The sequence below is a fragment of the Streptomyces sp. NPDC025784 genome (genome assembly GCF_055558435.1).
Map to the genome: position 1 here is coordinate 460926 of NZ_JBVHMN010000003.1, position 23144 is coordinate 484069.

Here is a 23144-nt window from a genome sequence, read left to right on the forward strand (position 1 = left end):
GCGGCCATCCATGAGGACCCTGGCCGGATGGGGGAAATCCGGCCAGGGCCGGTCAGGGAGCCACTGCGCCTCACACTCCAGTCGGTGGGCGTATTCGACGAATAGAGTCGAATCTCCGCCGTCACAAAGCATGCGCTCTGCGGATACCTCGCACCACCATCAGCTTGTTGCAAGGCGTGGTGCGGGGGTAGGGATCTATCTCATTAAACAGGCATAAATGACTGCACGCTGAGCGAGTAGCCGTGTTGCGATGCCGGTACGCTCCGCGCATAGTTGCGCTGCGGAAGGCGCGAAGGCGGCCTGCCGCAGAAGGGGCTGGAGCCAGGGGTGGGAGATGGCCGGGCACGGGACGGACATGCATCCGCACGGCGCTGACCGATTGTGCGAGGCCGGCGACCGGGTGTACTCCCGGGCTGTGCGGCGCGGGCGTGTGCCCCGTGAGGACGCGGAGGCGGTGCCCTGCCTCCTGGAACTTGCGTTGCTGCACCCCGACCCGGACGACATGGGCTGGCTGGTGCCGACGTCGCCGCAGGAGGTCATGACCCGGCTGCTGCGCGGGGTGTACGAGGAGGTCAGCGCCAGCCAGGCGCGCGTCGGCGACGCGGTGTCCGCCTTCGAGTGGTACGCCGGGCTCGGCGGACGTGTCCGGGCCCCGGCCGAGGGTGTGGCGATCCGCGTCCTCGACGGACTGCCGCGCATCCGGGCCGCCATGGACAAGGCGACCGAGGAGTGCACGAGCGAGGTCCTCACGGTGCAGCCGGGCGGCATCCGGCGCGAGGACGAACTGTCGGAGGGCCTGCACCGGGCGATGGAGATGCGCCGCCGGGGCGTGCGGATGCGCGACCTGTACACGCATGTCGCCCGGCACGGCCAGGGCCTGCTCAACTACATGGAGCTGATGGGTGATTCGGCGGAGGCCCGCACGCTCGACGAGGTCGTCGAGCGGCTGATCCTCTTCGACCGCAGGGTCGCCTTCATCCCGGCGAATCCGGACCGCACGATCGCGCTCGAGCTGCGTCACCCGGCGCTGGTGGACTACCTGGTGACCGTGTTCGAGCGGTTGTGGCGGCTGGCGATCCCGCTGGCCTCGCCGCTGCCCTCGACGGGCATCGAGGGCATCAACCACCGGGAACGCTCGATCGCGGCCCTGCTGGCGGAGGGCCACCAGGACGCGGTGGTCGCCGAGCGGCTGGGCATCAGCGTGCGGACCTGCCGGGCGCACATCGCCCGGCTCTCGGAGACCCTGGGCGCGGCCAGCCGCACCCAACTCGGCGTCCGCATCGCCCAGGCGGGCCTGGACGGCCCGCCGCGTGCTGAGGAGCTCCAGACGGTCACTGCCCCTGGTCTTTCTGCTCCAGAATCCCCGACTGCCCGATGAGGTAGCCGAGTTGGGCCCGGCTCTCGCTGCCGAGGAAGGCCGCGAGCTTGGCTATGTGGACGCGCGCGGTGCGGACGTTCATGCCGAGGCGGTCGGCGACGACGGAGTCGGTGTGCCCTTCGACGAGCAGGCTCGCGATGGCGCGTTGGCGGGGCGTGACGCCGTCCACGGAGGGCTGCGGGGCGGCTTTGGGGTACATGGGGGTGGCCAGGCGCCAGAGCCGCTCGAAGGCCGTGACGAAAAACCTGATCAGGGCGGGGTTGCGGACCTCCAGTGCCAGTGTGCGGTCCTGGCTCGCCGGTATGAACGCCACGGCGCGGTCGACGATGAGGAGCCGCTCGGTGACCTCGTCCAGAGTGCGGGCCTCCGCGTCACCTTTCAGTACCTCGTATCGGGCGATCACGGCCGGCGAGTGGCGGAGGGTGTGCTGGTAGAGCGTGCGTATGCGGCCCCCGCGGGCGAGCAGGGCCTGGTCGCGGCCGAGGGACACGCCTTGGGCCGCGGTGTCCCTCCCGGTGTGGGGCTGAATGGCGAGGAGTTCCTGCCGGGCGTCGGCCATCGCCTGGGAGATGGATCGGTTGATCTGCTCGAGACCGCTGAGAACGCTGATCGTCGGCGATTCCCCCGCGGTCGTCTGCGGACTGTCGATCCGCATGAGCGGCTCGAACGCCTCAGCCAGCCGTGCTTCCCGCCGGCGCTGTTGCGCGATGGCGTCGGTCGTCGCGCGCAGGAGCCGGGGCAGCGCGACAGCGGGTGGTACAGGGTGCAGGGAGGTCCGGTCCTCGATCTCCGGTTGGAGCAGGCCGAGGTCGATCACGCAGGGAACCAGGACGGTCTCCTGCAGGGCGACATGGCCCTCCCGCAGGGCGCGGGCGTACAACTCCAGGCCCGCCCGGCACAGTTCTTCGGATGCGTGCTCGTGTGCCGTGGCGGTCACCTGCGGCTCTGATTCCCCGGTACTCAATGATCCTGGTCCAGGATCCCCGACTGCGCTATGAGGTAGCCGAGTTGGGCGCGGCTGCCGCTGCCGAGGGCGGTGGCCAGCTTGGCTATGTGGGCACGGCAGGTGCGGACGTTCATGCCCAGGCGGCGCGCGATGGCCTCGTCGACGTGGCCCTCCACCAGGAGTTTGGCGATGGAGTGCTGGATCTCCGTGATGCCGTCGGAGGCGGTTTCGTAGGGGGCGCCGGTGGTCAACGGAACCGCGCGGCCCCACATGAACTCGAAGACCTTGATCAGGTAGCGGACGAGGCCAGGGTGGCGGAGCTCCAGGGCGACCTTCTGGTCGTCGCGTGTGGGGATGAAGGCCACGGTCTCGTCGCAGATGATGAGACGCTCGACCAGTTCGTCGATGGTGCGATGCTCCACCTTGCCGTTGGAGAGCTGGCTGACGTATGCCAGCTTCTCCGGGCTGTAGCGGGCCGTGTGCTGATACAGCGTCCGGATCCGCACACCACGTTCGATCAGGGGCCGGTCACGTTCCAGCCCCTGGATGAGGTTGCGTTCGGGCCGGGGGCCGCTGGGCTGGACCGTGAGCATCTCGACCTGGCACTGGGCAGTGGCCAGGTCGAGCGCCGCGTTGATCCGGTCGTTGCCCTCCAGCACGGTGATCGAGTGTGTGGTCGCCGTGGCCTGGGCACTGAGCGCCATGAACGGCTCGAAAGCATCGGCCAGTTCGATCGACAAGCGCCGGGCTTCGGTGATCTCGTGCTCTATGGGGTTGAGACGCTGGGCCAGGGCGATGGACGGTGGTACGGGACGCAACCAGTTGGCATCGTCGGGATCGGGGTGCAGCAGCGCGAACTCCATCAGGCAGGGAGCGGACTCCACGTCTGCGCGAGCGATGCGTCCCGTGCGCAGAGCATTCGCGTAGAAACGGCTTCCGTCCTCGCACAGCTGGGTCACCGCATGGGGATGTATCCCTCTAGTCCCATTTGTTGCCAAATCTCCACCCCCCAGGGTCCTGAACGTGCAGGAACATGATGCATCGATTGTGTGGCCATGACGTGCCCGAATGAGCCATCGTCGTATTCGACGGGGGAAGAGGGGACCTTCAAGTGAGGACGAAGCCGACTATGCGTAACAAAATGCTTCGCTCGGCGCTTGTCGCCGCCTTCTCCGCCGTCATGGCCCTCGGGGTGCTGAGCGGTCTCTCCGACGCGAGGGGCGACGCCAGGGCCGACAGTGTCTGGCCGGCGGCAGTCGCGACGCACGTGGTTGCCGGTGACAGCGTCTGGCCGATTGCTCCGGCCGGCAAAGACGACAGCGTCTGGGCCTGACATGACCACACCTCCCGACGACCGCTCGTTCCGCCGCGAAATGGCCACGGCCTACCGCTCCGGCTGGCACTTCATCGACCTGGTCACCGCCATCCCCCACAGCGGTGACTCACTGATGGTGACCGTGTTCGGAGAGCCCGTGGTGGTCACGCGGGACGAGGACGAGGACGTACGGGCGTACCGCTGTCTGCGACGGCCTCGGGGGGCGCCGCAGCCGGTGCGGTGCGCCATCCGATACGGAATGATCTTTGTGAACCTCGACCAGCGCGACCACCGACTGGCCGGACCGGACGAGCCGGACGTGCAGACCATCGCAGCCACCCCCCGCAGTGCCTGACGCGATTCCCCCGTCGTAGTAGATCGCTCAGGTACTTCCCCCCGCAGCGGCGTCACCGTGACCTGAACACGGTGACGCCGCTGCAGTTTCACGGGAAATCTCCTGGTATCGGCGGTTACGACAGAGGCCGAAATCAGCCGCGTCCCATCGCCGAGGTGAGCGCGATCTCGATGACCACCCGTGACGGGTTGGGTGACGGGGTGCGCCCGTAGCGCTCCGCGTACCGGCGCTCCGCCTCCGCGATGCGCGCCGGCTCCACCGACACCGTGGCCCGGCCCTCCAGCGTGGCCCAGCGGCGGCCGTCCACCTGGCAGACCGCGACGCGCGCCCCGTCCGTCCCCGCTGCGAGCACGTGCCGCACCTTGGCGCTGGATTTGTTGGCGATCACCCGAGCGAGACCGGCGCCGGGGTCGTATGTCACTCCGACGGGCACCACGTGCGGTCCGCCGTCGGGCCGGAGCGTGGTGAGCGTGCACAGGTGCCGTTCGCGCCAGAAGCTGAGGTAGGCGGCGTCGGGCTGCCGCGGGTCCACCGGATACGAAGCCATGGGACCCGAATCTACTTCCTCGGCGGGACCCGCCCCGCTTCCCGCGCCATCCTTGAGCGGAATAGACTCAACTTTGTGTACGCTGGAAGGGTCAGGTAGACGGTCGGCAAGACCAGGAGGAGAAAGCGAACGTGGACGCCGAGCTGACCAACAGGAGCCGGGACGCGATCAACGCGGCGACCAGCCGTGCCGTGTCCGAGGGGCACCCGGATCTCACCCCCGCCCACCTGCTGCTCGCTCTGCTGGAGGGGCAGGACAACGAGAACATCATCGATCTGCTGGCCGCCGTCGACGCGGACCAGCCCTCCGTCCGCTCCGGCACCGAACGCGTCCTCGCGGGCCTGCCCAGCGTGACCGGGTCCACCGTCGCTCCGCCGCAGCCCAACCGTGAGCTGCTCGCCGTCATCGCCGACGCCGCCGAGCGCGCGAAGGAGCTCGGGGACGAGTTCCTCTCCACCGAGCACCTGCTGATCGGCATCGCCGCGAAGGGCGGCCGGACGGGCGACGTACTCTCCCGGCAGGGCGCCAGTGCCAAGAAGCTCCTTGAGGCGTTCCAGAAGACCAGGGGAGGGCGCCGGGTGACGACTCCGGATCCCGAGGGCCAGTACAAGGCGCTCGAAAAGTTCGGTACCGACTTCACCGCCGCGGCGCGCGAAGGAAAGCTCGACCCGGTCATCGGCCGGGACCAGGAGATCCGCCGCGTCGTGCAGGTGCTGTCCCGCCGCACCAAGAACAACCCGGTCCTCATCGGTGAGCCCGGCGTCGGCAAGACCGCCGTCGTCGAGGGACTCGCCCAGCGGATCGTCAAGGGCGACGTCCCCGAGTCGCTCAAGGACAAGCGGCTCGTCGCGCTCGACCTCGGCGCCATGGTCGCGGGCGCGAAGTACCGCGGCGAGTTCGAGGAGCGGCTGAAGACGGTCCTCGCCGAGATCAAGGACTCCGACGGGCAGATCATCACCTTCATCGACGAGCTGCACACCGTCGTCGGCGCGGGCGCCGGCGGCGACTCCGCCATGGACGCGGGCAACATGCTCAAGCCGATGCTCGCGCGCGGTGAGCTGCGCATGGTCGGCGCGACCACCCTCGACGAGTACCGCGAGCGGATCGAGAAGGACCCCGCACTGGAGCGCAGGTTCCAGCAGGTGCTGGTCGCCGAGCCGACCGTCGAGGACACCATCGCGATCCTGCGCGGCCTGAAGGGCCGCTACGAGGCCCATCACAAGGTCCAGATCGCCGACAGCGCGCTGGTCGCCGCCGCGACCCTCTCCGACCGGTACATCACCTCCCGCTTCCTGCCCGACAAGGCCATCGACCTCGTCGACGAGTCCGCCTCCCGGCTCCGCATGGAGATCGACTCGTCCCCCGTCGAGATCGACGAACTCCAGCGCGCCGTGGACCGGCTCCGGATGGAGGAACTGGCGATCGGCAAGGAGACCGACGCCGCCAGCAAGGAGCGCCTGGAGAAGCTGCGCCGTGACCTCGCCGACAAGGAGGAGGAGCTGCGCGGTCTGACCGCACGCTGGGAGAAGGAGAAGCAGTCCCTCAACCGCGTCGGTGAGCTGAAGGAGCGGCTGGACGACCTGCGCGGCCAGGCCGAGCGCGCCCAGCGCGACGGCGACTTCGACACCGCGTCCAAGGTGCTCTACGGCGAGATCCCGGCCCTGGAGCGGGACCTGGAGGAGGCGTCCGAGGCCGAGGAGGAGGCCGCCAAGGACACCATGGTCAAGGAGGAGGTCGGCCCCGACGACATCGCCGACGTCGTGGGTTCCTGGACCGGTATCCCCGCCGGACGGCTCCTGGAGGGCGAGACGCAGAAGCTGCTGCGCATGGAGGAGGAGCTGGGCCGCCGGCTCATCGGCCAGACGGAGGCCGTGCGGGCCGTGTCGGACGCCGTGCGCCGCACCCGTGCGGGCATCGCCGACCCGGACCGCCCGACCGGTTCCTTCCTCTTCCTCGGCCCGACGGGCGTCGGCAAGACCGAACTGGCCAAGGCCCTGGCCGACTTCCTCTTCGACGACGAGCGGGCCATGGTCCGCATCGACATGAGCGAGTACGGCGAGAAGCACAGCGTCGCCCGGCTCGTCGGCGCCCCGCCCGGCTACGTGGGGTACGAGGAGGGCGGCCAGCTCACCGAGGCCGTGCGCAGGCGCCCGTACAGCGTCGTGCTGCTCGACGAGGTCGAGAAGGCGCACCCGGAGGTCTTCGACGTCCTCCTCCAGGTGCTGGACGACGGACGGCTGACGGACGGCCAGGGACGCACGGTCGACTTCCGCAACACCATCCTGATCCTCACCTCGAACCTGGGCAGCCAGTTCCTGGTCGAGCCGACGACCTCCGAGGAGGAGAAGAAGCAGCAGGTGCTGGAGACCGTGCGGGTCTCCTTCAAGCCGGAGTTCCTGAACCGGCTCGACGACCTGGTGGTGTTCTCCGCCCTCGACAAGGAGGAGCTCACGCGCATCGCCGGACTCCAGATCGACCGGCTCGCCAAGCGGCTGGCCGACCGCCGGCTCGGCCTGGAGGTCACCGAGGCGGCCCTGGCCTGGCTGGCCGACGAGGGCAACGACCCGGCGTACGGCGCGCGCCCGCTGCGCCGCCTCGTCCAGACCGCCATCGGGGACCGGCTCGCCCGGGAGATCCTCGCGGGCGAGGTCAAGGACGGCGACACGGTCCGTGTGGACCAGTTCGGCGACGGTCTGATCGTGGGACCGGCGACCGGGAAGACTCTGTGACCCTTCCGGAGGCCCAGGACGAGGGATCCTCCGGGCGTACGAGGGCGGCGTCCCCGTCCTCGTACGCGATGCCCGCCGCGCCCCGCTCCCCATGTTCCTGACCGGAACATGTCGACCCGGGGCGGGGCCGTGTCCGGATCTTGTCAGCCACCGGCGGAAGGACCGGCCAGGGGTTGCCACTCCCCGCCCCGGATGGGAGAGGATGACAGCATCCGTACGAAGGGAAATACACGGTGAGCATCGACCCGTCCTCGATTCCGAACTTCGGGGGCCAGCCCGAGCCGCAGCCCCAAGGGCCGGCGGGCCCCGTGGTCCCGGATCAGGACCTCGTGAAGCAGCTCCTGGACCAGATGGAGCTGAAGTATGTCGTCGACGAAGAGGGTGACCTCGCGGCGCCGTGGGAGCAGTTCCGTACGTACTTCATGTTCCGCGGCGAGGGTGACCAGCAGGTCTTCTCGGTGCGGACGTTCTACGACCGGCCGCACCAGATCGACGAGAAGCCCGCGCTGCTGGAGTCCATCGACGACTGGAACCGCCGCACGCTGTGGCCCAAGGTCTACAGCCACACCCACGACGACGGCACCGTCCGCCTGATCGGCGAGGCGCAGATGCTGATCGGCACCGGCGTCAGCCTGGAGCACTTCGTGTCCTCCACGGTCAGCTGGGTGCGGGCCGCCATCGAGTTCGACAAGTGGCTCGTCGAGCAGCTCGGCCTGGAGCAGGAGATCAACGAGGCGGAGAAGCCCGAGGACGGCGAGGAGTAGTCCTCCGGCCCGTCCGCTGCGTCCGGCCCCTCCGGTCCGGGCCCGGGGCACGCTCCCCGCGTCCGGCCCCGACGGGGCACGCCTGCCGGCGGCCCTACAACGGCGTGTGCGCGAGCACCACCAGATACGCGCCGTACGCGAAAGAGAGCCCGGCCAGGGCGCCGACCACCACGGTCGCGTGCCAGGGCCGGGCTCTCGCCGTGCGCACCAGCGCCCGCGCCAGCGGCAGCAGCAGCGGGAAGGCCGGGAGCAGGAAGCGCGGTTTCGACTCGAAGAAACCGGAGCCGCCGAGGGCGATCAGCAGCAGGACGCCGCTGTACACGATCAGCGGCAGCGGTGCGCGGTCGGCGATCAGCAGCGCGTAGAGCATCGTGGCCGCGGCCACGATGCCCAGCGTCACGGGGAACACGAAGCGGTCGCCGTCCAGCAGCAGGTGCTTGACGAAGCGGAGCGATCCCTCGCCGAAGTCGAAGCGCGAGCCCCACAGCCGCTGCACCTCGAAGTAGCCGCGGAGCGGATCGCCCCGGCGGCGTCCCACCCACAGCACGTAACCCACCCAGCCCAGCGGTGCGAGCGCGGCGCCTGTCCACAGCCTGTGGGGAACTTTCCGCGCGCGCAGCCGCCAGACCTCGTACGCCGCCGCCGCGAGGACGGCCGCGGCCACCGCGAAGCCGTTCGGCCGGGACAGCCCCGCGAGCGCCGCCAGCACGCCCGCCCACACCCAGTGCCCGCCCAGTACCGCGTACAGCGACCAGGCGGCGAAGGCCGTCAGCACGGGCTCCGTGTACGCCATCGACAGCACCACCGAGTGCGGGAGCAGCCCCCAGAGCAGGACGACGGCGGTGCCGACCGCGCGGCCGTACAGCCTGGCCCCGATGGCGTACATCCCGCATGCGGCGGCACCGGCGGCGAGCCAGGACACCAGCAGGCCCGCCGTGGCCGCGTTGAGCGGGGTCACGGCGGTGACGCCGCGCACCAGCGCGGGGTACAACGGGAAGAACGCCAGGTCGCTGTGGACGACGCTGGGGCGGAAGTAGAGCGTGCGGCCGTACCCGTGCGCCGCGATCCCCAGGTACCAGATCGAGTCCCAGGACCGTGCGAGCAGGACGATCGGGTGCCTGCCGGTGGCCCAGGCTGTCGCGACGAGCGCGAGGATGCCGGTGAGGCGCGCGGCGGCGAACAGCCCCAGCGCGGTCATCGCGGCGGCCGGCAGGCTGGGCGCGAGGCGGGACGGTCGGGCACGGTCCCCGGGCTCCGTCAGAGCCGGGCGAGCGAGGGTACTCGGGTGGGTCACACCGGAACTGTGCGTAACTTACGGGTCATTTGCGAGCTTTGCTCGGCTGTGCGGGTAGCGTTCGTGGGGCCCCGGCGCGCCGCCCGCGCGGACGGCGCCCACGGTGCTAGAGCGGTCCCGGACTCGCCGCGGCGCCCCTTTCCGTCGCCTCGCGCGGGGCGGGCCCGGCGGGCGGCACCGGACTCACCACGCGGCCTTGAGCCGCTTCGCCGCCTCCTCCAGCACCTGCGTCTGCTTGCAGAACGCGAACCGCACGAAGGGCGCTCCCGCCTCCCGGTGGTCGTAGAAGACCGCGTTCGGGATCGCGACGACACCGGCGCGCTCCGGCAGGGCGCGGCAGAACGCGAAGCCGTCCGACTCACCGAGCGGCCGGATGTCGGTCGTGATGAAGTACGTGCCCTGCGGGCGGAAGACCTCGAAGCCCGCCTCCGCGAGCCCCGCCGCCAGCACGTCCCGCTTGGCCAGCATGTCCGCGCGGAACGCCTCGAAGTACGCGTCCGGCAGCGCCAGCGCCTCGGCCACCGCGTACTGGAACGGCCCCGACGCCACATAGGTCAGGAACTGCTTCGCCGACCGCACCGCGCCGACCAGGGCGGGCGACGCCGTCACCCAGCCCACCTTCCAGCCGGTGAACGAGAACGTCTTCCCGCTCGAACCGATCGTGACCGTCCGCTCGCGCATGCCCGGGAAGGACGCCAGCGGTACGTGCTCGGCGCCGTCGAAGACGAGGTGCTCGTACACCTCGTCCGTCACCACCAGCAGGTCCCGCTCCACGGCGAGCTTCGCGATCTCGGCGAGCTCCTCGCGGGTGAGCACCGTGCCGGTGGGGTTGTGCGGCGTGTTGACCAGCAGCAGGCGCGTCCGGTCGGTGACGGCGTCCCGCAGCTCGTCGAGGTCGAGACGGAAGCTGCCCTCGTGCGGGCGCAGCGTCACCGGCACCCGGGTCCCGCCCGCCATCGCGATGCACGCGGCGTACGAGTCGTAGTACGGCTCGAACGCGATCACCTCGTCGCCCGGCTCCAGCAGCGCGAGCAGCGCGGCGGCGATCGCCTCCGTGGCCCCGGCCGTCACCAGGACCTCCGTGTCGGGGTCGTACGACAGCGCGTAGCGGCGCTCCTGGTGCGCGGACACCGCCGCGCGCAGCTCGGGCACGCCGGGCCCCGGCGGGTACTGGTTGCCCCGCCCGTCCCGCAGCGCCCGCACGGCCGCCTCCCGGATCTCCTGCGGACCGTCCGTGTCGGGGAAGCCCTGACCGAGATTGATCGAACCGGTACTCACCGCGAGCGCCGACATCTCGGCGAAGATCGTCGTTCCGAACTCGGCGAGCCGGCGGTTGAGGAAGGGGCGTTCGCTGGAGGTCATGCCGGTCATCCTGCGCCCAAGCTCTGGAGTTCCTCAACTCTGCTTTGGCCCGCCGGGCGCACGGGCATCCCCCTCTCACGCACGACAGCGGCACCGGGAACGACACGAAGCGACAAGAGAAGCGAACAAGACAACAGATCCGGGAAGCACGGCCCACGGGGGGCCTCTTCGGGGGAACGAAAGGAGGGTGACGCCATGGTCATCGGCATCATCCTGGCGGTCGTCTGCATCGTGGTCGTCGTGGCCTTCATGGCCACCGACCGCAGCCAGAACAAGGTGGGGCAGGTCAACCTCTCGAAGAGGGGCCGCCGTTCACGCCGCGGCTCCTCGGGCAGCGGCAGCAGCAGCTGGTGGGCCGGCGGGGCGGGCGGTGCCTCGTCCTGCGGCAGCGGTTCGTCCGGCGGACACCACGGGGGTCACTCGTGCGGTGGCCACTCGTCGTGCGGCGGAGGCTCGTCCTGCGGAGGCGGGTCCTCGTGCGGCGGCGGGGGCGGATGCGGTGGAGGCAGCTGACACGGGGCAGCTGAGCTCCCTTCGGGGGAAGCGCATCCGCAGCACGCGAACGTGCCCGTCGGCCGGCAGCGCCGACGGGCACGTCCGCGTCGGGGGAGACGCGCCGTCGTGCGGGAGGCCACGGGCGGTACGCCGTGGCACGCCGGGGGTACGCGCGCACGGCATATGCGACGGCACGTCGAGAGGGGCGGATCCGGAGGGTCCGGTCGCACACCGGGGGGCGGCTTCCGGCAGACGCGGGCGCGCGCCGGGCGCGCGCCGTGGTTGAACAGTTGAGCTGTGGAGCCCTCGGGGGGATGGAAACCCTACGAAGTTGGGTAAAAACGCTGTGGTGGCGCCACAGTTCATGATTCCCTCTAAATCACCAACGCAGCCCTGGGCCTACAGTCCCGGGAGGCCCGTGGGACCGGTCCTTCTCCCCTTCAGGTCCGTCCTTCGGGCGTCCTCCTGACCGGGCCGGCCGGGCCGTTCCCCCGGTGCCGACCGGGTGCGCCGGAACCCCACCTCTCTTTGCGTGCTAGCGGAGCCGACCCATGCTCACGACCCTGAACACCTCCTACACCGACACGCGTGCGGCCGACCTCGCCTGGGCCCTCGGTCGTGAACCGCTGCCGGCCCTGGCCACGCTCGACCTCGAACTGGAAGGGGTGGAGCTTCAGTTGAGACTCCTCGGCGCGTCCCACCAGGTGCTCCTGGAGGAGGAGCGGGGCCGCTGTTCCGAGACCGTCGCCTGCATCCCGGGCAGCAGCACGCCCCTCCCGCTCGGCGTGGCGAAGCGGGTCAACGACTGGGAGTACGAGTTCGCGGCCCGCGTCGAGGTGCTGTCGCCCGGCTCCTTCGCCGGCCGTGCCCAGGAGTTGCTGGCCCTCGTCTCCGACCACCCCCACGGCCTCGCGGGCGTCTTCCCCGGCAGCCCGCACGCCTTCACCGCCATGCTCGCCCAGCGCCACGAGGGGCAGATCCACTGGCGCACGTGGCACGCGTACCCGGAGGACGGCCAGTTGGTGGCGACCCGCACCAGGGTCGGGGTCCGGGTGGCGACGGCGTTGGGACCGCGCCGGACGGGAGCGGCGCCGGGCGGACAGGGTGCCACAAAGCGCCGCGGTTCCACACGTGTGGGTGACGAGGCGTAGTGGTGGCGTGACGTAGCGTTCCCAGCGTGATCGATCCGCACGCGCCAGCTCCCCCCGGCGCGCCGCCGTCCTGGGGCGCCCAGGGCCAGGCGCGGCTGCCGGTCCGCCCGGGCATCGGGAGGTTCCTCGTCCTCGCCGGTGTCTTCGTCTGTGCGGCGTGCGGACTCGTGTACGAACTCGAACTCGTCGCCCTCGCCTCGTACTTGATCGGCGACTCGGTCACCCAGGCCTCCGTCGTGCTGTCCGTCATGGTCTTCGCGATGGGGATCGGCTCGCTCGCCGCGAAACGCCTGCGCCCGCGCGCCGCGGCGGGCTTCGGCGCCGTCGAGGCGGCCCTCGCGCTGGTCGGCGGGTCGAGCGCGATGGCCCTGTACGCGGTGTTCGCGTGGACCGGCGGCTGGGGCGGCCTCTGGGGCGACGGATGCCGCTATCTGCTGGTGGCCTTCTCCCTGGCCATCGGCCTGCTCATCGGCGCCGAAGTCCCCCTTCTCATGGAGCTGATACAGCGCATCCGCCGCCAGGACCCGGGCGGAGCGGTGGCGGACCTGTTCGCGGCGGACTACGTGGGCGCCCTCGTCGGCGGCCTCGCCTTCCCCTTCCTGCTGCTCCCGATGTTCGGCCAGCTCACCGGCGCCCTGCTCACCGGCATGGTGAACGCCGTCGCGGGCGGCGCCCTCGTCCTCGGCCTGTTCCGCCGGGACCTGACCCGCCGCGCCCGCTGGACCCTGCTCGTCGTCAACGTCGCCGTCCTCGGACTCCTCGCCTCGGCCGCCGCGCTGGTCGACGACTTCGAACGGGCCGCGCGGCACGCGGTGTACGGGGCGGACGTGCGCGTCGCGCTCCGCACCGGTGTCCAGGAGGTCGTCCTCACCGGCGGCACCCACGGCCGCCCCCTCCACCTCTTCCTCGACGGCCGCCTGCGGTTCAGCGGCCGCGACGAGCAGCGCTACCACGAAGCACTCGTGCATCCCGCGATGAACGGGCCGCACGCGCGCGTGCTCATCCTCGGCGGCGGCGACGGCCTCGCCGCGCGCGAAGTGCTGCTCCGGCCCGGGGTGCGCAGCGTCGACGTCGTCGAACTCGACTCCCAGGTGGTGCGGTTGGCGCGCTCGGACCCCGCCCTGTCCGCCCTCAACCGGCACGCCTACGACGACCCGCGCGTGCACGTCGTCACCGCCGACGCCTTCCGCTGGCTGCGCTCGGCCCCCTCCACGTACGACGTGGTGATCTCGGACCTCCCCGACCCGGGCATCACCGCGAGCACCAAGCTGTACTCCCAGGAGTTCTACGGACTCGCCCGCCGCGTGCTGGCCCCCGACGGCCGCCTCGTCGTGCACGCGGGACCCGTCTCCGCCCGCCCCCACGCCTTCTGGACCGTGGACGCGACGATACGGGCGGCCGGCCTGCGCACCACCCCCTACCGCGTGAGCGGCCGCAACTCCGGCTTCGCGGCGGGCCCCGACCGCGCGCGGGGCGGCGAGCCCGGCGCACCGGGCGACTGGGGCTTCGTCCTGGCCGGCCGGACGGCCGTGCCCCTGCGGCTGCCGTCGGACGGCCCGCGGCCGCGCACCCTCACCCAGGCGGGCCTGGCGGCCGACGCCCGCTCGGTCCGCCGCACCCGGGTCGGCCGCGATCTGCCGCCGTCGGAGCTGGTGCATCCGCGGTACGCCGACTGAGGAGCACGTGGGGGAATCCGGTGATACCCGGGTGCGTTCCGCGCCGTGCTGGGTAGGCTCGGCAGACATGGAGCATGAGGTGTTCGTTCCGGTTCCGCCCGAGCGGCTGAGGGAGGCGCTGGCCGACCCCGCCCGGGTGGCCCGCGCGGTGCCCGGTCTCCAGCAGGACGCGGGGACGCGGCCCGTCTGTGGCCGTCTGAAGGTCCGCGTCGGCGGCCACACCATCACCTATCGCGGCAGGCTCGCCGTCACCCCGCAGGACGACGGCTCCTACGCCGTCGAGGGCGACGCGAGCGAGGTCCGCGGCGGCGGCTCCGTGAAACTCGCCCTCACCGCACGCCTCCTTCCCGCCGACGGCGGTACGACGTTCGCCTTCGGCGGCACGGCCACCGGCGACGGCCGCGTGGCGGAGCTGCCCGCGGACGCGGTGTCCTCGGCCGGCGCCCGGCTGCTGAGCCGCTTCGCGGAAGGCCTGGCCGCGGGCCTCGCCCCGGCGGCAGCCGCGGAACCGGAGCCGGAGCGGTCCACCGGGTCCGCCGCCGGTCCGGAGGCGGTCACGGACGCACCGCCCCCCGCCGGGAACGGGCCCGCCGGCCGGTCCGAGCCCGATTCCGGAACCGCGCCCGATGCCGTGCCCGGGCCCACGCCCGAGCCCGAATCCGGACACGCGCCCGACGCCGCCGCCTCCGACTCCACCGCCGACTCCGCGCCCGACTCCACTCCCGATTCCTCGCCCGCCCCCGGTTCGGTCTTCGAGACGGAGGTGCCGCCCCCGTCCCTCGACCCGCTGGCCGACGACGACCTCATGGAAGGGGAGTTCGCGGGGGAGGAGTTCGACACGGAGGAGGACGGCGAGGACGTGCTGGACGGAGAGGACGCCATGGCCGAGGCGGCGCACGCCCGCCGGACGATGATCGGCCGCAGCGCCGAGGAGGTGGACCACGCTCCCCCGCGCGGCCGGTACGCGCCGGTCCCGCCCCCGGAGGCCACCGCCGCCCGGGTCACGCTCCGCTGGGCCGCCCCGGCGGCTGCCCTCGCCCTGGCCTCGGCCATCGCCCTGACCCGGGCCCTGCGCAAGCGCCGCTGACCACGAGGGGCCCGCACCCCAGTAGGGTCAACTCCGTGAGTAACGAAGACATCACGCTGACCGCGGGCGACGCGGAGGTGACCGTGGCGCCGGCCAACGGCGGACGGATCGGAAGTCTGCGGATCGGCGGCGTCGAACTGCTGAGGCAGGGCGCGAAGTTCGGGTGCTTCCCGATGGTCCCGTGGTGCGGACGCATCCGCGACGGCCGCTTCCTCGACGGCGCCACCGTACGGCAGATGCCGCTGAACTCCCCGCCGCACGCCATCCACGGCACGGCCCGCGACGGCGCCTGGCGCACCGCCCGCGCCGGCAAGGACGAGGCCGTGATCACCTACGACCTCGTGGAGCCCTGGCCGCACCCCGCGCGCGTCACGCACGCCGTCACGCTGGCCGAGGACTCCCTCACGCTCACGATGTCCGTGGAGACCTACGGCTCCTCGTTCCCCGCCCAGGTCGGCTGGCATCCCTGGTTCAACCGCAGCCTCGACGGCGGCGACGACGTCCGCGTCGACTTCGCCCCCGCCTGGCAGGAGGAACGCGGCGACGATCACCTGCCCACCGGCCGGCGGACCGAGCCGGAGCCCGGCCCCTGGGACGATTGCTTCGGCATGCCGGACGGCGTAGACGTGACGCTCACCTGGCCGGGGCAGCTCGAGCTGAAGGTCGCCAGCCGCGAGGAGTGGGTCGTCGTCTACGACGAGCAGGAGGCCGCCGTCTGCGTGGAGCCGCAGACCGGGCCGCCCAACGGCCTGAACACCCTCCCCCGTCTGGTCACCCCCATCGAGCCCCTGGAGGCGACCACCACCTGGAGCTGGCGGCGCCTCTAAGCTGGCGGACATGAGTGACGTCAACGCAGCAATGCCGCCCGGCACACGCGGCGAGCTGCTGCAGCAGATCAAGGACAAGGCCGTGGTGCACGGCAAGGTGACCCTCTCCTCGGGTCTTGAGGCCGACTACTACGTGGATCTGCGCCGGATCACGCTGGACGGCGAGGCCGCCCCGCTGGTCGGGCAGGTGCTGCTCGACCTCACCGCCGACCTCGACTTCGACGCCGTGGGCGGGCTGACCATGGGGGCCGACCCGGTGGCCGCGGCCATGCTGCACGCCGCCGCCGCGCGCGGGCGCCGGCTCGACGCCTTCGTCGTGCGCAAGGCCGCCAAGGCGCACGGGCTGCAGCGCCGGGTCGAGGGCCCCGAGATCAAGGGGCGGCGCGTGCTCGTCGTCGAGGACACGTCGACCACCGGTGGCTCCCCGCTGACCGCGGTCGAGGCGGTCCGTGAGGCCGGCGCGGAGGTCGTCGGCGTCGCCACGATCGTCGACCGGGCGACCGGCGCGGCCGAGAAGATCGAGGCCGGCGCCGGGGTGCCGTACCTCTTCGCCTACTCGAAGGACGAGCTGGGCCTCGACTGAGGCCCGGCACCGGCATACGCTCGCGGTCCCGCGCGACGGCCGGACGGACCCCGCCGGCGGCGGGGTCCCGCGGCTCGGTCCCGTATCCCGGACAGGGTGTCTCAAGCATCCGGCCAAGTCTGGAAAGATGGGGACGACGATGACGTCGCCCCCCTAGGTCAGGGCCGTAAGCACCAGTCCCTACGTACCGCATCAGCCGTACGCAGACCCGCACATACAAGGAGCGGACAGATGCCCATCGCAACCCCCGAGGTCTACAACGAGATGCTCGACCGGGCGAAGGCAGGCAAGTTCGCCTACCCGGCCATCAATGTGACCTCGTCCCAGACCCTGCACGCTGCGCTGCGCGGCTTCGCGGAGGCCGAGAGCGACGGCATCATCCAGATCTCCACCGGTGGTGCGGAGTTCCTGGGCGGCCAGTACAACAAGGACATGGTGACCGGCGCGGTCGCCCTCGCCGAGTACGCGCACATCGTGGCCGCCAAGTACGACATCACCGTCGCGCTGCACACGGACCACTGCCCCAAGGACAAGCTGGACGGCTACGTCCGTCCGCTGCTCGACATCTCCGCGGAGCGTGTCGCCAAGGGCGCGAACCCGCTGTTCCAGTCGCACATGTGGGACGGCTCCGCCGAGACCCTCGCCGACAACCTGGCCATCGCCCAGGAACTGCTCGCGAAGGCCGCCGCCGCGAAGATCATCCTCGAGGTCGAGATCACCCCGACCGGCGGCGAGGAAGACGGCGTCAGCCACGAGATCAACGACGAGCTGTACACCACCGTCGAGGACGCCCTGCGCACCGCCGAGGCCCTCGGCCTGGGCGAGAAGGGCCGCTACCTGCTCGCCGCGTCCTTCGGCAACGTGCACGGCGTGTACAAGCCCGGCAACGTCGTGCTGCGTCCCGAGCTCCTCAAGGACCTCCAGGAGGGCGTCGCCGCCAAGCACGGCAAGGCCGACCCGTTCGACTTCGTCTTCCACGGCGGCTCCGGCTCCACCGCCGAGGAGATCGCCACCGCGCTGGAGAACGGCGTCGTGAAGATGAACCTCGACACCGACACCCAGTACGCCTTCACGCGTCCCGTCGCGGACCACATGTTCAAGAACTACGACGGCGTCCTGAAGGTCGACGGCGAGGTCGGCTCCAAGAAGACCTACGACCCGCGCACCTGGGGCAAGCTCGCCGAGGCCGGCATGGCCAAGCGCGTCGGCGAGGCCTGCGTGGCGCTGCGTTCCGCGGGCACCAAGCTGAAGTAGCGGCGCGCGCGGGAGCCTCGCGGCGGCCGGACCACGGCCGCCCGGGTCCTTTCGCGGCAGTACCGCGCGGCCGGGCCCGGCACCTCCCACGGTGCCGGGCCCTTCCGTATCCTCCGAGGTATGGCTGCGCCTTCGCAGAAGAGTGCACAGGAGACGCCGGGAGCGGGACCGGACGTACGGATCTCCTCGACCACGGGCAAGTGGATCCTGCTCACCACCGTCCTCGGCTCCAGCATGGCGTTGCTGGACTCGACGGTCGTGAACGTGGCGCTGCCGCGCATCGGCCGCGACCTGGACGCCGGACTCACGACCCTCCAGTGGACCGTGAACGCGTACATGCTGACGCTGGCGGGTCTGATCCTGCTGGGCGGGTCGCTCGGCGACCGCTTCGGGCGGCGCCGGATCTTCGTGCTGGGCGTGGTGTGGTTCGCGGCCGCGTCCCTGCTGTGCGGGCTCGCGCCGACCGACACCGTGCTGGTCGCCGCGCGCGCCCTGCAGGGGGTCGGGGGAGCGCTGCTGACCCCTGGTTCCCTGGCGCTCATCCAGGCGTCCTTCCATCCCGACGACCGCGCCCGCGCCGTCGGGCTGTGGTCGGGCTTCGGCGGCGTCGGTGCCGCCGTGGGCCCGTTCCTGGGCGGCTGGCTGGTGGACGGTCCCGGCTGGCGCTGGGTCTTCCTGCTGAACGTCCCGGTGGCGCTGGTGTGCGCCCCGATCGCGCTGCGCCACGTCCCGGAGTCGTCGGACGAACGCGCCCACAAGGGTTTCGACGTGCTCGGCGCGGCTCTCGGCGCCCTCTCGCTGGCACTGGTGACGTACGCCCTGATCGAGGCCCGCGGCGGGTCCGTGGTGGTCGCCGTGACGGCGGTCGCGGGCGTGGCGGCGGGCGTGGGCTTCGTGTTCGTCGAACGGCGGCGGTCCGACCCGATGCTGCCGCTCGACATCTTCGCGTCGCGCCAGTTCACCGCGGTCAACCTGGTGACCCTGTGCGTGTACGCGGCCTTCGGCGGCTTCTTCTTCCTCACCGCGCTCCAGCTCCAGGTGGTGGCGGGGTACTCGCCGCTCCAGGCCGGTACGGCGCTGCTGCCGACGACGGTCCTGATGCTGCTGTTCTCCGCCCGTTCGGGTGAACTGGCCCAGCACATCGGGCCGCGCATCCCGCTCACGGTGGGGCCACTGCTGTGCGCGGCGGGGATGCTGCTGATGCTGCGGGTGGGCCCCGACGCGTCGTACGCGGTGGACGTGCTGCCCGCGCTGCTCGTGATGGGGGCGGGCATGGTCACCCTGGTCGCGCCGCTGACCGCCACCGTCCTCGCCTCCGTCGACACCGGGCGGGCGGGCCTGGCCAGCGGGATCAACAACGCGGCGGCCCGCGCGGCCGGGCTGATCGCCGTGGCCGCGCTGCCGCTGCTCGCCGGGATGGGCCCGGAGGCCTACCGCGAGGCGGACGCCTTCAACGCCGCGTTCCGGCGTGCGATGCCGTTGTGCGCGGGCGTCCTGGTGGTCGGGGCGGTGCTGGCCTTCGTGACCGTCCGGCGTCCGGCGCCCGGCTGCCGGCGGCCCGAGTGCCTCACGCACGGCTGTGTCACGGCGCCCCCGCTGGAGCCCCGGCGGGCGACCGCAACCCCTCCCGCCCCGGGGGCGTCTAGGGCATCCGGCGCTGGTCCAGGTTCGTGACCGTGCCGGTCTTGTCGATCGTGTAGGCGAAGTACATCCGGCTCGCGGTCGCCGCCGCGTCGGCCTTGTCCAGGAAGGTACGGACGTCCATCGGCTTGTTGACCTCGGTGTTGTAGAGCGGGTGGTTCACGGAGATCTTCGCCGTCCCGGAGAGCGGTATCTCGTGCTTCGGGCCGATCGCGTGCCAGACGGGCATGTCGGTGCTCGGGCAGGACCAGGTGCCTTCCTGGACCTTCAGGTAGGCATGGTCGCCCTCGGTCCGTACGCCGGGCAGCAGCATGAGGTCGATGCCCTTCCAGCCCTTGCAGGCGGGGTCCTTCGCGGTGGCGGACGCCGTCGGGGAGGGGGCGTCGGACGCGTCGGCGGAGGGGGAGGCCTCGGTGCCGGCCGAGGCGGTGGACGACGGGGAGGCCGCTCCCTGCGCCTCGTCCTCCGGCTGGCAGGCGGTGGTGGCCAGCAGGGCCGCGGCGGTGAGAGCGCCCAGGGCGCCGGCCCTGCGCAGCCGGGCAGCGGTCGTCGTACGCATGTGGATTCCCCCGTCGTCGTCGCACATCCCCGTGCGCGTTGTCGTGAGCACGTTCAGCTCGTGAGTGATCGCAGTGTGCCCGCGGAACCCGTCGTTCCATAAGGGCCGCGGGCAACCGTTACCGATCACGGACAATGCAGCAGACCCGGCTACCACCGCGGCCTGGACGTCCTGCGCCGCGACGGAAGGGCCGCGGCCATGTGCTCCGGGAGAAGGGGCTACATGTGATGGTGCGTGTCGTGCCGCCGTCGCCTCCCGGTAACGGCGGCACGGTCGCCTTCGTCGTGGTGACTACCGCTTCAGCTCGGCGTACGCCTCGGTGCTGCTGTCCTTGAGGAACTGCCAGCAACGCTCCGTCTCGTCCTTCTCGTCGATCTCGCCGGCGGCGCGGGCGAGGGCGGCGAGGCAGCGCAGGAACCCGCGATTGGCTCGGTGGTCCCAGGGGATGGGCCCGTGGCCCTTCCAGCCGGCCCGACGCAGTGCGTCCAGACCGCGGTGATAGCCGGTGCGCGCGTACGCGTACGACTCGACCACTCGCCCGGCCTCGAAGGCGTCGTCGGCGAGCATGGCCCATGCGAGCGAGAACGTGGGGTACTTCGCCGCGACCTCTGCCGGAGGCTGGGACTCCTCGCCCAGGAGGCGGTACGCCTCTTCGTTCTCCGGGAGGTACGTCGGCTCCGGGCCGCCGAGCAGGTTCTTGTGAGTCGTCATGGATGCAGTCTGCCACTTGCGCCCTGGAGTTCGGGAAGCCGACGACGGGGAACGGAGAAGGCGTGTGGGGGGCTGAGAACAGCGGTTGATGTGATCAATCCCGGTGTGCGAGCATCCGGCGCATGGCAGCACGTCGGGGGGCCTCCGGGGCCGTACAGGTGGGCATCTGCACCCGGATCGGCAAGGACGATGAGGCCGGGGGTCTCGGTGTCGCGCGGCAGGAGCAGGACTGTCGCGTGCAATGCGCTGCCAGAGGCTGGGAGGTTGCCAGGGTCTACGAGGACAGCGACCTGTCCGCGTACAAGCGCGGGGCCGTACGCCCGGAGTTCCGGCAGATGCTGGAGGACCTCAGGGCCGGGCGGATCGACGGAGTCGTCGTCTGGGACATCGACCGTTTCACGCGCCGGCCGCGCGAACTCGACGCGTGGATCGACGAGTACGAGGAGGGCGAGCGTCGCGGGCGCCGCCTCGTCTTCGACTCCGTGTCGGCGTCGGACATCGACCTGTCCACGGAGAACGGGCGCCTCGTCGCGCGCATCAAGGTCGCCACCGCCGACAAGACCTCGGCGGACACGTCACGGCGTACGAAGCGCAAGCACCTGGAGCTGGCCGCGCAGGGGAAGCTGCCCGGCGGCCGGGCGCCGTACGGCTGGAACCGCGAGGACCGCAGGACGCTGGTTCCGGACGAGGCGGAGAACCTCCGCAAGGCGGTCAAGGACTTCCTCGGCGGGGTCCGCTGGGCGACGATCGCAAGGGAGTGGCGGGGCAAGGGAGGCAGGTCGCACAGCAGAGGATTCTTCGACGACTCCAAGATCAAGCGGATGCTGATGAATCCGAGGATCTGCGGCTACCGCATGCACCAGGGGAAGTTGTTCCTGGACGAGCATGGCGAGCCCGTGGCCGGCGACTGGGAGCCGGTCATCGCCCCGGACGAGTGGTACCTCCTCATGGAGAAGATCCGGCGGGAGTCGCAGGGGCGGACGGTACGGGACCACGCCACCAAGTACCTGCTCTCCGGCATCGCCCGGTGCGGACGGTGCGGCACCAGGATGCGGGCCTTCCCGTCGTATCGGAAGTCGAAGACGTCCTCGCAGTTCCGGTACGCGTGTCCCGGAAAGAACGACGGAGGATGCGGGGGAGTGGCCAGGGCGGGCGAACCAGTCGACCGCCTCATCAGGAACGCCGTGTTCCTCAGCTCGGACAAGGCACCGGCGAACGTGCAGGCGCGTGCACCGGATTGGACCGGGGTGGAGCAACTCGCCTCCCTGGAAAGGGATATGGCCGAGTTCAAGCAGGCGTGGCGGGACAGGCGCATGTCGGCCGCGCGCTACATCGCGCTCACCGAGGACCTGGAGAAGCAGATCGCGGAGCTGCACCGGGAGCGTGCCCTGCACCGGGCCGAGGCCGCGACCTTCGTGGCGGGCCCTGTCGACATACGGGAGCGGTGGGAGAAGCTGACGATCGAGCAGCAGCGCGCGGCGGTTCTCAAGGTCTTCCGCGCGGTCGTCATCAAGCCCGCGTCCAACGGGCCGGTCTTCGACCCAGCGGACATCGAGCCAGTGCTCAGGTGACAGACGAAAGCCGGGCCGTGGGGACAGGGGTCCGGCTTCGAGAAGGGTCGGCCGCACCCACTCAGGGTGAATGACGCCGTGACGATCACGTGGCTGTTCCGGGACGACGCCGCGCGCCGGCCCTGCGGAAGTGGCTGGTGGCCACCGGTCGTTGCGCTCTTCGCGATGGATGTGACCTTCATTGCGGAATGGGGGCGTCGGGAGCGCGCGCGGTTTGTGTCATCCGCTGACGACGGTGGCGGCGCATCTCCCGTCGAGGCAGGTCACAGAGCTGCGGGCGGAAGTGCACGACAGGAAAACCGCCCCCGCGGAGAGCAATATCTGTTCCCGTGGAATGAGAAATAGGTGCGGAGCGCGCGAGCATTTCTCGGCCGCCCTGCGGAGCGTTAATTATCGAGCACGCAAGGGCGATCGCGCCGTGCTACTGTCGATCTCAGTTGCGGGTGTGGTTGCCAGACGGTTTTTCCGACGGCTGATCATCACGGCGACACGGAATGCGCACAGGGCGTATTTCTGACACCGCCCTCCGAAGGAGAAACAAAATGGCTTCTGGCACCGTGAAGTGGTTCAACGCGGAAAAGGGATTCGGCTTCATCGAGCAGGACGGCGGCGGCGCCGACGTCTTCGCCCACTACTCGAACATTGCCACCCAGGGCTTCCGCGAGCTGCTGGAAGGCCAGAAGGTGTCGTTCGACATCGCGCAGGGCCAGAAGGGCCCGACGGCCGAGAACATCGTTCCCGCCTGACGCACCGGCGCTGACGCATACTTCGCAGCTGGGGCCCGCACCTTGGGGTGCGGGCCCCAGCTGGCTTCAATCCCAGGGTGATACGGCCCTGTTTTTCGGCCCGTTCTCGCGATTCTCTGCGCCGCTCATTCTGCTGCGGAATTCCTTGTTACG

Annotated in this window: 21 protein-coding genes; 14 read left to right on the forward strand and 7 right to left on the reverse strand. The window is 71.0% G+C overall.

What is annotated here, in order from left to right:
* Positions 1–334: 334 nt before the first annotated feature.
* Positions 335–1378 carry a helix-turn-helix transcriptional regulator gene (locus ACZ4IF_RS11620; protein WP_467561720.1) on the forward strand — a complete coding sequence of 348 codons (1044 nt, stop codon included), beginning with the start codon at positions 335–337 and terminating at the stop codon, positions 1376–1378.
* Here the strand turns inward: ACZ4IF_RS11620 and ACZ4IF_RS11625 are convergent.
* Both ACZ4IF_RS11625 and ACZ4IF_RS11630 read right to left on the reverse strand, forming a co-directional pair.
* Complete coding sequence (locus ACZ4IF_RS11625) at positions 1332–2315, reverse strand: helix-turn-helix transcriptional regulator (protein ID WP_467561722.1); 984 nt, start codon at positions 2313–2315, stop codon at positions 1332–1334. The two genes, ACZ4IF_RS11620 and ACZ4IF_RS11625, sit on opposite strands and share 47 nt — an antisense overlap.
* 23 nt (positions 2316–2338) lie before the next feature.
* Positions 2339–3322, reverse strand: coding sequence for a helix-turn-helix transcriptional regulator (locus ACZ4IF_RS11630; protein ID WP_467561724.1), 984 nt, complete (start codon positions 3320–3322; stop codon positions 2339–2341).
* Between the two features lie 336 nt (positions 3323–3658).
* On the opposite strand from ACZ4IF_RS11630, the gene ACZ4IF_RS11635 reads away from it, so the two are divergent.
* On the forward strand, positions 3659–3994 hold the full coding sequence (locus ACZ4IF_RS11635) for a hypothetical protein (RefSeq protein WP_345639845.1): 336 nt from the start codon (positions 3659–3661) through the stop codon (positions 3992–3994).
* Between the two features lie 133 nt (positions 3995–4127).
* On the opposite strand, the gene ACZ4IF_RS11640 is transcribed toward ACZ4IF_RS11635, so the two are convergent.
* Entirely contained in the window at positions 4128–4541 is a 414-nt protein-coding gene (locus ACZ4IF_RS11640) for a pyridoxamine 5'-phosphate oxidase family protein (protein WP_467561726.1), read from the reverse strand.
* A gap of 131 nt (positions 4542–4672) precedes the next feature.
* Between ACZ4IF_RS11640 and clpB the strand changes: the two genes are divergently transcribed.
* Both clpB and ACZ4IF_RS11650 read left to right on the forward strand, forming a co-directional pair.
* Positions 4673–7270, forward strand: a complete 2598-nt coding sequence (clpB, locus tag ACZ4IF_RS11645; protein WP_467561728.1) for an ATP-dependent chaperone ClpB — start codon at positions 4673–4675, stop codon at positions 7268–7270.
* Positions 7271–7503: 233 nt separating this feature from the next.
* The gene (locus tag ACZ4IF_RS11650) at positions 7504–8034 is read left to right on the forward strand and encodes a YbjN domain-containing protein (RefSeq protein ID WP_467561730.1); all 531 of its coding nucleotides are present in this window, start codon (positions 7504–7506) and stop codon (positions 8032–8034) included.
* Positions 8035–8128: 94 nt separating this feature from the next.
* On the opposite strand, the gene ACZ4IF_RS11655 is transcribed toward ACZ4IF_RS11650, so the two are convergent.
* Positions 8129–9328 (reverse strand): hypothetical protein, encoded by a 1200-nt coding sequence (locus tag ACZ4IF_RS11655; RefSeq protein WP_467561732.1) that lies wholly within the window; start codon positions 9326–9328, stop codon positions 8129–8131.
* Positions 9329–9511: 183 nt separating this feature from the next.
* Positions 9512–10699: a pyridoxal phosphate-dependent aminotransferase gene (locus ACZ4IF_RS11660; protein WP_467561734.1), complete on the reverse strand. Its 1188-nt coding sequence runs from the start codon at positions 10697–10699 to the stop codon at positions 9512–9514.
* Between the two features lie 186 nt (positions 10700–10885).
* Between ACZ4IF_RS11660 and ACZ4IF_RS11665 the strand changes: the two genes are divergently transcribed.
* From ACZ4IF_RS11665 to ACZ4IF_RS11700, 8 genes are all read left to right on the forward strand, one after another.
* Positions 10886–11203: a hypothetical protein gene (locus tag ACZ4IF_RS11665; RefSeq protein ID WP_359489304.1), complete on the forward strand. Its 318-nt coding sequence runs from the start codon at positions 10886–10888 to the stop codon at positions 11201–11203.
* 533 nt (positions 11204–11736) lie between these two features.
* On the forward strand, positions 11737–12336 hold the full coding sequence (locus ACZ4IF_RS11670) for a DUF2617 family protein (RefSeq protein ID WP_467561737.1): 600 nt from the start codon (positions 11737–11739) through the stop codon (positions 12334–12336).
* Positions 12337–12362: 26 nt separating this feature from the next.
* A complete protein-coding gene (locus ACZ4IF_RS11675) occupies positions 12363–14012 on the forward strand; it encodes a polyamine aminopropyltransferase (RefSeq protein WP_467561739.1) in 1650 nt (549 codons plus the stop codon).
* A gap of 67 nt (positions 14013–14079) precedes the next feature.
* Positions 14080–15099 carry an SRPBCC family protein gene (locus tag ACZ4IF_RS11680; protein WP_467561741.1) on the forward strand — a complete coding sequence of 340 codons (1020 nt, stop codon included), beginning with the start codon at positions 14080–14082 and terminating at the stop codon, positions 15097–15099.
* A gap of 35 nt (positions 15100–15134) precedes the next feature.
* A complete protein-coding gene (locus ACZ4IF_RS11685; protein ID WP_467561743.1) occupies positions 15135–15926 on the forward strand; it encodes an aldose epimerase family protein in 792 nt (263 codons plus the stop codon).
* A gap of 31 nt (positions 15927–15957) precedes the next feature.
* Positions 15958–16509, forward strand: coding sequence for an orotate phosphoribosyltransferase (gene pyrE / locus ACZ4IF_RS11690; protein ID WP_179332516.1), 552 nt, complete (start codon positions 15958–15960; stop codon positions 16507–16509).
* A 231-nt stretch (positions 16510–16740) separates the two neighbouring features.
* On the forward strand, positions 16741–17763 hold the full coding sequence (gene fbaA, locus ACZ4IF_RS11695; protein WP_095935609.1) for a class II fructose-bisphosphate aldolase: 1023 nt from the start codon (positions 16741–16743) through the stop codon (positions 17761–17763).
* A 120-nt stretch (positions 17764–17883) separates the two neighbouring features.
* On the forward strand, positions 17884–19437 hold the full coding sequence (locus ACZ4IF_RS11700; protein WP_467561745.1) for an MFS transporter: 1554 nt from the start codon (positions 17884–17886) through the stop codon (positions 19435–19437).
* Here the strand turns inward: ACZ4IF_RS11700 and ACZ4IF_RS11705 are convergent.
* Together ACZ4IF_RS11705 and ACZ4IF_RS11710 are read right to left on the reverse strand one after the other, a co-directional pair.
* A complete protein-coding gene (locus ACZ4IF_RS11705) occupies positions 19406–19963 on the reverse strand; it encodes a hypothetical protein (protein ID WP_467561748.1) in 558 nt (185 codons plus the stop codon). The two genes, ACZ4IF_RS11700 and ACZ4IF_RS11705, sit on opposite strands and share 32 nt — an antisense overlap.
* A gap of 291 nt (positions 19964–20254) precedes the next feature.
* Positions 20255–20674, reverse strand: a complete 420-nt coding sequence (locus tag ACZ4IF_RS11710) for a DUF3151 domain-containing protein (protein WP_467561750.1) — start codon at positions 20672–20674, stop codon at positions 20255–20257.
* A 122-nt stretch (positions 20675–20796) separates the two neighbouring features.
* Between ACZ4IF_RS11710 and ACZ4IF_RS11715 the strand changes: the two genes are divergently transcribed.
* Positions 20797–22245, forward strand: a complete 1449-nt coding sequence (locus tag ACZ4IF_RS11715; protein WP_467561752.1) for a recombinase family protein — start codon at positions 20797–20799, stop codon at positions 22243–22245.
* Positions 22246–22787: 542 nt separating this feature from the next.
* Positions 22788–22991 carry a cold-shock protein gene (locus tag ACZ4IF_RS11720; RefSeq protein ID WP_030590130.1) on the forward strand — a complete coding sequence of 68 codons (204 nt, stop codon included), beginning with the start codon at positions 22788–22790 and terminating at the stop codon, positions 22989–22991.
* Positions 22992–23144 lie beyond the last annotated feature (153 nt).